The organism is Pantoea sp. RCC30.1, from assembly GCF_058148845.1.
This window is the reverse complement of the sequence record NZ_JBXUHX010000041.1, coordinates 19913-30255: the sequence shown is the minus strand read 5'-3', so window position 1 is coordinate 30255 and position 10343 is coordinate 19913. Positions and strand designations below refer to the sequence as shown.

8 protein-coding genes and 3 tRNA genes are annotated in these 10343 nt (G+C 54.3%); 5 read left to right on the top strand and 6 right to left on the bottom strand.

The features are described 5' to 3' along the window. Window position 1: 1 nt before the first annotated feature. Window positions 2–77: transfer RNA gene (locus tag AC2LB6_RS22300), tRNA-Val, on the bottom strand. Between the two features lie 272 nt (window positions 78–349). Here AC2LB6_RS22300 and gltX point away from each other — a divergent pair. After that, a complete protein-coding gene (gltX, locus tag AC2LB6_RS22295; protein ID WP_490095172.1) occupies window positions 350–1765 on the top strand; it encodes a glutamate--tRNA ligase in 1416 nt (471 codons plus the stop codon). Between the two features lie 35 nt (window positions 1766–1800). Here the strand turns inward: gltX and AC2LB6_RS22290 are convergent, their stop codons facing one another. Then, window positions 1801–2154: a YfeC-like transcriptional regulator gene (locus tag AC2LB6_RS22290; protein WP_090958921.1), complete on the bottom strand. Its 354-nt coding sequence runs from the start codon at window positions 2152–2154 to the stop codon at window positions 1801–1803. 111 nt (window positions 2155–2265) lie between these two features. Further along, window positions 2266–3054, bottom strand: coding sequence for a formate/nitrite transporter family protein (locus tag AC2LB6_RS22285; protein WP_090958925.1), 789 nt, complete (start codon window positions 3052–3054; stop codon window positions 2266–2268). 361 nt (window positions 3055–3415) lie between these two features. Here AC2LB6_RS22285 and AC2LB6_RS22280 point away from each other — a divergent pair. Then, window positions 3416–3491 (top strand) — tRNA-Ala (locus tag AC2LB6_RS22280). Window positions 3492–3535: 44 nt separating this feature from the next. Continuing rightward, window positions 3536–3611, top strand: a tRNA-Ala gene (locus AC2LB6_RS22275). Window positions 3612–3938: 327 nt separating this feature from the next. Here the strand turns inward: AC2LB6_RS22275 and AC2LB6_RS22270 are convergent. After that, window positions 3939–5129, bottom strand: coding sequence for a NupC/NupG family nucleoside CNT transporter (locus AC2LB6_RS22270; RefSeq protein WP_490095171.1), 1191 nt, complete (start codon window positions 5127–5129; stop codon window positions 3939–3941). 369 nt (window positions 5130–5498) lie between these two features. On the opposite strand from AC2LB6_RS22270, the gene AC2LB6_RS22265 reads away from it, so the two are divergent. Continuing rightward, window positions 5499–6740 (top strand): Nramp family divalent metal transporter, encoded by a 1242-nt coding sequence (locus AC2LB6_RS22265; protein WP_090958949.1) that lies wholly within the window; start codon window positions 5499–5501, stop codon window positions 6738–6740. 44 nt (window positions 6741–6784) lie between these two features. Here the strand turns inward: AC2LB6_RS22265 and AC2LB6_RS22260 are convergent, their stop codons facing one another. Continuing rightward, the gene (locus tag AC2LB6_RS22260; protein ID WP_490095170.1) at window positions 6785–7180 is read right to left on the bottom strand and encodes a DUF2502 domain-containing protein; all 396 of its coding nucleotides are present in this window, start codon (window positions 7178–7180) and stop codon (window positions 6785–6787) included. 171 nt (window positions 7181–7351) lie between these two features. Then, a complete protein-coding gene (gene mgrA, locus AC2LB6_RS22255) occupies window positions 7352–8341 on the bottom strand; it encodes an L-glyceraldehyde 3-phosphate reductase (protein ID WP_490095169.1) in 990 nt (329 codons plus the stop codon). Between the two features lie 219 nt (window positions 8342–8560). On the opposite strand from mgrA, the gene ipdC reads away from it, so the two are divergent. Then, window positions 8561–10213: an indolepyruvate decarboxylase gene (ipdC, locus tag AC2LB6_RS22250; RefSeq protein WP_490095168.1), complete on the top strand. Its 1653-nt coding sequence runs from the start codon at window positions 8561–8563 to the stop codon at window positions 10211–10213. The last annotated feature ends 130 nt before the right edge of the window (window positions 10214–10343 follow it).

Genomic DNA, 10343 nt, shown 5'->3' with positions numbered 1-10343 from the left:
GTGGTGGGTGATGACGGGTTCGAACCGCCGACCCCCTCCTTGTAAGGGAGATGCTCTACCAACTGAGCTAATCACCCCCGCTGTGTGGAGTCGCATTATAGGGATAGTTGATTTTGAGTCAACGCTTTTTAAAACATAAATGTGCGTTCGGTTTATTTTTAAACACCCTGTCGCGCTTTTAGCCAATGTGCTGGTTTTACTGGCAGAAAAGCCGCTTTTCCCAGAGGACAACCGGCGGGCATGCATTGAGGATTCACCGTCAGATGCTAGAATGTGCCCACTGTTTTTTCGCGTCTAACCTGTTTTTTGTCATCCAGACAGAGAACCCGCGCATCTAAGGCAATATTCAATGAAAATCAAAACACGCTTCGCGCCCAGCCCGACCGGCTATCTGCATGTCGGTGGCGCCCGTACCGCACTTTACTCCTGGCTCTTTGCCCGTCACAACCAGGGCGAGTTCGTGCTGCGCATTGAAGATACCGATCTGGAGCGCTCCACGCCGGAAGCTATCGAAGCCATCATGGATGGCATGAACTGGCTCAGCCTCGACTGGAACGAAGGTCCTTACTACCAGACTAAACGTTTTGATCGCTACAACGCGGTCATTGATGAAATGCTGGAAGCGGGCACCGCCTATAAATGCTACTGCTCTAAAGAGCGTCTGGAAGCTCTGCGTGAAGAGCAGATGGCTAACAACGAAAAGCCGCGTTACGACGGCCGCTGCCGTGACAGCCATGAACATCATGCTGATGATGAGCCGTGCGTGGTGCGTTTCCGTAACCCGCAGGAAGGTTCGGTCATCTTTGACGACCAGATCCGTGGCCCGATTGAGTTCAGCAACCAGGAACTGGATGATCTGATCATCCGCCGCACCGACGGTTCGCCAACCTACAACTTCTGCGTCGTCGTCGATGACTGGGATATGGGCATCACCCATGTTATCCGCGGTGAAGACCACATCAACAACACGCCACGTCAGATCAACATCCTCAAAGCGATTGGCGCGGAGGTTCCGGTCTATGCCCACGTCTCAATGATCCTGGGCGATGATGGTAAAAAACTCTCCAAGCGTCATGGTGCGGTAGGGGTGATGCAGTATCGTGATGATGGCTACCTGCCGGAAGCGCTGCTCAACTACCTGGTTCGTCTGGGCTGGTCACATGGCGATCAGGAAATTTTCAGCGTGGCTGAAATGGCGGAGCTGTTCACCCTGGACGCTGTCAGTAAGTCTGCCAGTGCCTTCAACACTGAGAAATTGCAGTGGCTGAACCATCATTATATTAATACGCTGCCGCCAGAATATGTGGCGACACATCTGCAGTGGCATATTGAAGAGCAGAAAATTGATACCCGCACCGGGCCGGAACTGGCGAAGCTGGTGGGTCTGCTGGGCGAACGCTGCAAAACGCTGAAAGAGATGGCTGCATCCTGCCGCTACTTCTATGAAGACTTTGCTGAGTTTGATGCGGATGCGGCGAAGAAACATCTTCGTCCGGTCGCGCGTCAGCCGCTGGAAGTGGTGCGCGATAAGCTTGCCGCGATCACTGAGTGGACCGCTGAAAACGTGCATCAGGCTATCCAGAGCACTGCAGATGAGCTGGAAGTCGGAATGGGCAAGGTGGGCATGCCGCTGCGTGTGGCCGTGACCGGTGCCGGTCAGTCACCGGGCCTCGATGTCACCGTGGAAGCGATTGGCCGCAGCCGCAGTGTGGCGCGTATTGAACAGGCCCTGGTCTTTATCAGTGAGCGCGAAGCACAAGCTTAATAAACACAGCCGGAAGCGTCATGCTTCCGGTTTCTTTACTCTTCACCGATTCCCAGCCGCTCCAGCACGCCTTTAATCCCTTCGCGTAAGATTAATGCGGTGAACTGATCCTGTTCATCCTGACTCATTTGCTGGATGGAACTTATCAATAACGCAGGTAACGAATTCGCCACTGTGCCATAGGTTGCTGAGGGTTCGTTGAGATTGCGGGTCGACTGAATAAAGCTTTTTACGCGCTCATCAATATGTATCAGTCGCGCCTTTCCGCCCTGTACACCGGGCTTTGGCGTGGTGGTCCAGTTCTCCCGCTTAATCCATTTATTCACCGTTTGCCGACTGTAACCCGTTTCTGCAGCCAGTTCTTCGGGGGTAAGCCATTCCTTTTTCACGATACTGTCCCTGTTAAATACATTAGCGGTACATATTACAGCAAAAAGTAACGGTGAAAAGTAACTGAGGCTGAAATTGCCTTTTGTCTGATGACAAAAGGCAATACAGGATTACTGCGGATTGCTGACGGGTTCAGCGGCAGGACGGTAGGCCAGGAAATAGGCCAGGCCAACGAAGACGGCACCGCCGACGGCATTACCTAAGAAGACGGCAACGAAGTTAGGGAAGTATTCTGCCCAGCTCATCTGACCGGCAAAAATGGCGGCCGGAATAATAAACATGTTGGCAACGACGTGCTGGAAGCCGATAGCAACAAACGCCATCACCGGGAACCACATGCCGAAGATCTTACCGACCATATCTTTACTGGCAAAGGCCAGCCACACCGCCAGACAAACCAGCCAGTTGCAGCCAACGCCTGAAATAAAGGCGTGCAGAAAATCGGCGTGGACTTTTGCAGAGGCGATAGCGACGGTTTTCTTCAGGTAGTCGCCTTCAGTCATGCCCAGCATGTGGCCAAAGAACCACGCAACAGCCACGCTGCCGATGAAGTTCGCCAGGGTCACCCAGAACCAGTTACGCGCTACGCTCATAAAGCTGATGCGACGGGCGAACCAGGCCACCGGTAAGGTCATCATATTGCCGGTCAGCAGCTCGCCACCCGCCAGCACGGTCATAATGATACCCACCGGGAAGACCGCAGCACCTAACAGGCCACTAAATGAGCCCCATTCAGCGGGCAGGGAGTTAATAACATGAAGATCCAGCAGAAAGCCGGTCGCGATAAATGCGCCTGCCATAAAGCCGAGAATCAAGAGGATGCTGACAGGCGAACGGCTTTTAGCCACGCCTGACTGGATCGCCAGTTGTGCGATTTCTTTAGGTGTATGCAGCGACATAGTATCTCAATAGTTTTTTTATGATTAATGGGGACGATTACGCCTGGTGGACGCGTGGCGCGCGGGAAGGGGGTCCCGGCTACCACTAAATTAGCGGGCTAAGTTTTGCATGCGAAAAAGACGAAGACAAGAAAATTCCTATAACATATTTAACCATGAATTAACCTGACGGCAGCCTGAATAACAGTTAAAAAACGGTCCTGCCTGACCAGACACGATTTTTACCTGCAGCATGCTGCTGAAACTTCGCAGGTTGCCGCCTTTTTCAGCGATCAAACAGAGAATGTCATTTTGCCGTTGACACCCTGGAGGGGGTTTCATATTATGCCGTCCGTCGCTTAACGCGACAATTTTTCGGTTCGGGGCTATAGCTCAGCTGGGAGAGCGCCTGCATGGCATGCAGGAGGTCAGCGGTTCGATCCCGCTTAGCTCCACCAAACTTCTTCCCAAAAGTTTGGCACTGAAAAACGATTCCAGATGTGGGGGTATAGCTCAGCTGGGAGAGCGCTTGCATGGCATGCAAGAGGTCAGCGGTTCGATCCCGCTTATCTCCACCATTTTCTGACACATCGTTGTCAAAATCCTTTCTGATTTATCTTCCATTAGCCTGTTCCTGCGACTCACTATTCTTTGCGATTTATATTACGCTGCTGCGCACGCTATTCACTGGCACGACCTTCTATGACGCTTCCAGCGCCCCTGGCGAGACGCTTTACTGCCTGTCGCGCAGAGGTTCACTGCAGACGTGTACCAGGGTTGTGCAAGGGAAGCAGAGAGGTAAAAGAAGAGGCAAAGCGGAAAGGGAGAATCAGCAGGAGCAGAGCAGGGATGGCGCAAAATGAGAAGGGCGAGCCAGGCTCGCCCTTTACTGTTCAGAACGATGCTTAGAACGCCAGAACCAGACCGGCAATAGCGGCGGAGAGGACGCTGACCAGCGTAGAGCCGTACAGCAGCTTCAGGCCAAAGCGGGAAACCACGTTGCCCTGTTCTTCGTTCAGACCCTTAATCGCACCCGCTACGATGCCAATTGAAGAGAAGTTGGCGAACGACACCAGGAAGACAGACAGAATACCTTCTGAGTTTGGTGACAACTGACCCGCGATTTTCTGCAGATCCATCATGGCAACAAACTCATTCGATACCAGCTTGGTCGCCATGATACTGCCGACCTGCAACGCTTCACCAGCCGGCACGCCCATCACCCAGGCAAACGGATAGAAGACAAAGCCGAGCACGCCCTGGAAGCTGATACCGAAGATCAGTTCAAACAGCGCATTCAGACCTGAAATCAGCGCGATGAAACCAATCAGCATGGCGGCAACGATAATCGCGACGCGGAAACCGGCCAGAATATATTCACCCAGCATCTCGAAGAAGCTCTGACCTTTATGCAGATCCTGCAACTGCAGATCTTCTTCATTCTCAACGCGGTAAGGGTTGATCAGCGACAGCACGATAAAGGTGCTGAACATGTTGAGCACCAGGGCTGCGACCACATACTTCGGCTGCAGCATCGTCATGTAGGCACCGACGATAGACATTGAAACGGTCGACATCGCCGTCGCAGCCATGGTGTACATGCGGCGCTGTGACATCTTGCCCAGGATATCTTTATAGGCGATGAAGTTTTCTGACTGTCCCAGTATCAGAGAACTCACGGCGTTGAAAGATTCCAGTTTTCCCATGCCATTTACTTTCGACAGCACGGTACCGATACCGCGGATCACCCACGGCAGGATACGGAAATGCTGCAGAATACCGATCAGGGCAGAGATAAAGACGATTGGGCACAACACGTTGAGGAAGAAAAAGGCCAGGCCTTTATCGCTCATGTTGCCGAAGACAAAGTTGGTTCCCTGCGCCGCATACTTCAGCAGATGGTCGAAGAAGCCCGCGAAACCTTTGACGAAACCGAGTCCCGCTTCTGAGTTCAGGAAGAACCAGGCGAGCACAATTTCAATCACCAGTAGCTGGATAATGTAGCGAATGCGAATGCTTTTACGATCGTGACTGACCAGCAAGGCGAGTATCCCGACTACCACCAGTGCTAAAAGAAATTGCAAAATATGGGACATGGTTGCTCCAAATTTGAGGAGGGTTGTATTTTGTTGCGTATTCTATGTAACGCGTTACTTAAAAACGAGATCTGAACCACAATATAAGTATTCGCTATCGCTATATTTTCCAGAAAAGTTCCAGAGATCACGTCCTGTTTACAAATCGTTCACTCCAGATAACCACATAATTATTGTCTGAATTTTACACTGAGCGTAGAGTGACATCGTTGCTCACATTTTTAGCAATCACTTCCTTTACTGTAATGTATAGCAATGGCTATACTTTATAGCAGCATCTATTACACCGATAACAATTAACGAATTTCACTTGCACATGCCATCCCCTAAGCTGCTGGGGCAGGCAAATGTTCAGACAGGGTACCGGATATGTTTGAAAGTCGTACCGCCGAGCGTGCCGCTCGCGGAGTCAGAAAAGTCAAACTCGCACTGCTGGGGCCCGCCTTTATCGCCGCAATCGGCTATATCGATCCGGGCAACTTTGCGACTAACATCCAGGCGGGCGCTGCTTACGGCTACAAATTGCTGTGGGTGGTGGTGTGGGCCAACATCATGGCGATGCTGATCCAGCTGATGTCCGCCAAGCTGGGTATCGCTACCGGCAAAAACCTCGCCGAGCACATCCGCGATCGCTTTCCCCGGCCCGCCGTCTGGTTTTACTGGGTGCAGGCGGAAATTATCGCGATGGCCACCGATCTGGCGGAGTTTATCGGTGCCGCTCTGGGGTTCAAACTGCTGCTCGGCATTTCCCTGATGCAGGGCGCGGTGCTGACCGGCATCGCCACCTTCCTGATACTGATGTTACAGAGTCGCGGACAAAAGCCGCTGGAGCTGGTGATTGGCGGACTGCTGCTGTTTGTCGCGGCGGCCTATATCGTCGAACTCTTCTTCTCCCAGCCCAATATTAAGGAGTTGGTGGTCGGCATGGCGCTGCCCGCGTTACCGACGTCGGATGCCGTGTTCCTGGCCGCCGGCGTGCTGGGTGCGACCATCATGCCGCACGTGATTTATCTGCACTCTGCGCTGACGCAGGGCAAAAGTGAGGACAGCAAAGGTCAGCGCTACTCCTCAACCAAGCTGGACGTGGCAATTGCCATGACCATCGCCGGATTCGTTAATCTGGCGATGATGGCGACCGCGGCAGCAGCCTTTCACTTCAGCGGCCACAGTAAAATTGCTGAACTCGATCAGGCCTATCTGACGTTGCAACCCTTGTTAGGTCAGGCTGCGGCAACGGTGTTTGGTCTGAGTCTGGTGGCGGCCGGATTATCCTCAACGGTGGTCGGTACGCTGGCGGGGCAGGTGGTGATGCAGGGCTTTATCCGTTTCCATATTCCGCTCTGGGTGCGTCGTACGGTCACCATGCTGCCCTCCTTTATTGTCATCTGGGCGGGCTGGGATCCAACAAAGGTGCTGGTGATGAGCCAGGTGCTGCTGAGTTTTGGTATTGCGCTGGCGCTGATTCCGCTGCTCTCCTTTACCGGCAACCGCGAGCTGATGGGCGACGATATGGTTAACTCGCGTCTGATGCAGAACACCGGACGACTGATCGTGCTGCTGGTGATTGCGCTGAATCTTTATCTGCTGGTAGGTGAAGCGCTGGGGCTGTAGCGATCTGTGAAACCTGAAACGCCCGGTTCTGCCGGGCGTTTTTATTAATGGCGATCGTGTCCGTGATGGTCTGGACCGCGATGGTCTGGACCTCGACGGTCATGATGATCCCAGCCACGATCGCGATCGCGGCGATACTGATGTTCCCAGCGGCGCTCGCGGTCGCGCTCATGCCAGCGGCGTTCACGCTCCCACTGCTGCTGACGACGCCACTCTTCGTGTCGCCACCAGCGGCGTTCGTTGTATGAATAGCGGTCATTCCACCAGCGTGGTTCACGCCAGCGACCGCCATCCCAGTAATAACCACGATTATCGCGATCGCCCAGATTCAGGGTGACGCCAGGGGCCAGAGAAATTGAGGCGCTGGAGGCCTCGGCTGTGTGATATGCCAGCGGCGACAACAGAGCCAGCAGGGCAGCAAAAATAAGAGCTCTTTTCATTATATTCTCCTCATCAACAGGCTGATGCTGTTGCGGCGCAGTGATTATGCCTGCGTAATGCTGTTGTTACCGCATCATTGTGTCGGAAGATTGTGAGGAAATTGGGGAGAAAGGGGGGATTGAGACTATTCTGGCGAAAAAAACGCCCGACCTGCGTCGGGCGGTGAACCGTTACATCAGAGCCGCGTCAATGGCTGCTAATTCGGTGTCGCTGAACTCACGACGGGCGAGCATTGCCACTGCGTCGTCTATCTGGGCCGTTTTACTGGCACCAATAAGCACCGAGGTGACGCGATCATCGCGCAGTACCCACGCCAGCGCCATCTGCGCCAGCTTCTGTTCGCGCTGCTGCGCAATCACATTCAGCTTGCGGACCTTCTCCATCTTCTCTTCGGTAAGCTGGCTCTCACTGAGAAACTTGCTGCCGCTGGCTGCACGCGAATCTTCCGGGATACCCTGCAGATAGCGATCGGTGAGCACGCCGCCCGCCAGTGGAGAGAAAGCGATACAGCCAACACCCGCATCGCCCAGCGTCTGAATCAATCCCTGCTCTGGCGTGCGTTCAAACATTGAATAACGCGGCTGGTGGATCAGACAAGGGGTGCCGAGATCGCGCAGGATAGCGATCGCCTGGGCAGCAAGGTCAGCTGGATAGTTAGAGAGGGCCGCATAAAGTGCTTTGCCCTGGCGCACGACATGATCCAGCGCGCGCATCGTCTCTTCCAGCGGGGTTTCCGGATCGGGACGGTGATGATAGAAAATATCCACATACTCCAGTCCCATACGCTTCAGGCTCTGATCCAGGCTGGCAACCAGATACTTACGCGAACCCCAATCCCCATAAGGTCCCTGCCACATGGTGTAGCCTACTTTGGTGGAGATAATCAGCTCATCACGATGGGCACGAAAATCTTCCCGCAGAATACGCCCGAAATTTTCTTCCGCTGAGCCAGGAGGTGGGCCGTAGTTATTCGCTAAGTCGAAATGTGTGATGCCAAGATCAAACGCATGACGCAGCAGTTCACGGCTGTTATCAACCCGGGTGCTGTCACCAAAGTTGTGCCACAGTCCCAGCGAAATGGCGGGCAGTTTGATGCCGCTGCGGCCGCTGCGACGATATTCCATCTGTTGATAGCGATCGGGATTGGGTAAAAAGGACATTCAGCGCTCCTGAGTAAAAACGGGGATATGTGCCAAAAGTCTATCAGTGTATACGGTTACACTCAGTGACAGCGCGCAGCAGTTCGCATTTTTACAGAATATTGCGCCAGCGTAACGCCGACTTTCCAGGCTTTGTGGCTGGCAAAAATAGCCACTTTCCTCGCTAATTTCACCCTCTGTCAGATACTTAACCCGACTCTTCCCTGAAAGGAATGCGCAATGTCCACGTTTACTGTTGGAGATTACCTGCTGACCCGTCTGCAGGAAATTGGTGTCAGGCATCTGTTTGGCGTGCCGGGCGACTATAATCTGCAGTTTCTTGATCGGGTCATCGACCATCCGGAAATCAGCTGGGTTGGCTGTGCCAATGAACTCAACGCAGCCTATGCGGCGGACGGTTATGCGCGCTGCAACGGCGTTGGAGCGCTATTAACCACGTTTGGCGTTGGCGAGCTTAGCGCGATTAATGGCATCGCGGGCAGTTATGCCGAGTATCTGCCAGTGATTCATATCGTCGGCGCACCCGCGACGCAGGCGCAGTTGAAAGGTGACTGTGTACATCATTCGCTGGGTGATGGCGATTTCCAGCATTTCATTCGCATGGCCGCAGAGGTCAGTGCCGCAACAGCACAGCTTACTGCCGACCACGCCACCGCCGAGATTGATCGGGTGATCATCAGTGCGCTGCAGGCCCGTCGTCCCGGCTATCTCTCACTGGCCGTCGACGTGGCGGCTATAGAGGTACAGCCACCTGCGCAGCCGCTGAACACTCATCAACCCTCTTCGGCTGACGCGCGCCGGGCTTTCAGGGCAGCGGCAGACCGTTTACTGGCATCGGCACAGCGCGTTTCACTGCTGGCAGACTTTCTGGCGTTGCGCTGGCAGCAGCAGTCCGCTCTGGCCGCGCTGCGCGAACAGAGCGCGATTCCCTGCGCCAGTCTGCTGATGGGCAAAGGGGTACTGGATGAGCAGCAGCCGGGTTACGTCGGAACCTATGCCGGTGAGGCCAGTGCAGGACAGGTGTGCGAACAGATCGAGCAGGTGGATGTGGCGATCTGCGTAGGAGTGCGTTTCACCGACACGATTACCGCAGGCTTCACGCAGCAGTTCGATCCTGAACGATTAATCGATCTGCAGCCCTTCAGTGCCAGCGCAGGCGGTGAAAATTTTGCGCCGTTGTCTATGGCGGATGCGCTCAGTGAACTGCAGCCGCTGTTTGAATGCTATGGCCGGAAATGGCAGCCTTCCGCCGCGATGCCCACCGCGCAGCCAGCAGAACCCACGGCGGTGATCAGCCAGCACGCCTTCTGGCAGGCGATGCAGACATTCCTGCAACCCGGCGACCTGATTCTGGCCGAGCAGGGGACGGCGGCTTTTGGTGCCGCTGCGTTGCGGCTGCCCTCGCAGGCACAGCTGGTGGTCCAGCCATTATGGGGATCAATCGGCTATACTCTTCCGGCAGCGTTTGGCGCGCAGACTGCTGACCCTGAGCGTCGGGTTATCCTGATCATCGGAGATGGTTCCGCGCAGCTGACGATTCAGGAACTGGGTTCGATGCTGCGCGATCGGCAGCGACTAATAATCTTTTTGCTGAATAATGAAGGCTATACCGTCGAACGGGCGATTCATGGCGCAACACAACGTTACAATGATATTGCCCCGTGGAACTGGACGGCTTTACCGCACGCTCTTAGCCTGCAGGGCCAGGCGCAGAGCTGGCGCATTAGTGAAGCCGTGCAGTTAGACGAGGTGATGGCGCGACTTTCAGCACCTCAATGGCTGTCGCTGGTTGAGGTAGTTATGCCGAAAGAAGATTTGCCACCACTGCTAAGAAAAGTCACCGCCTGCCTGAATCAACGCAACGGTGGCTAAGATTCAGATAGTTGCCGCTGTGCAGGGTGGACTAACGCGGTTAGGCTGTAGCACAACTGAGTAAGACGCTCACCAATCGCACCGGTGAGCGTTGTTGTTTTATGGGCAGAAATTTATAGTGTCCTCCAAC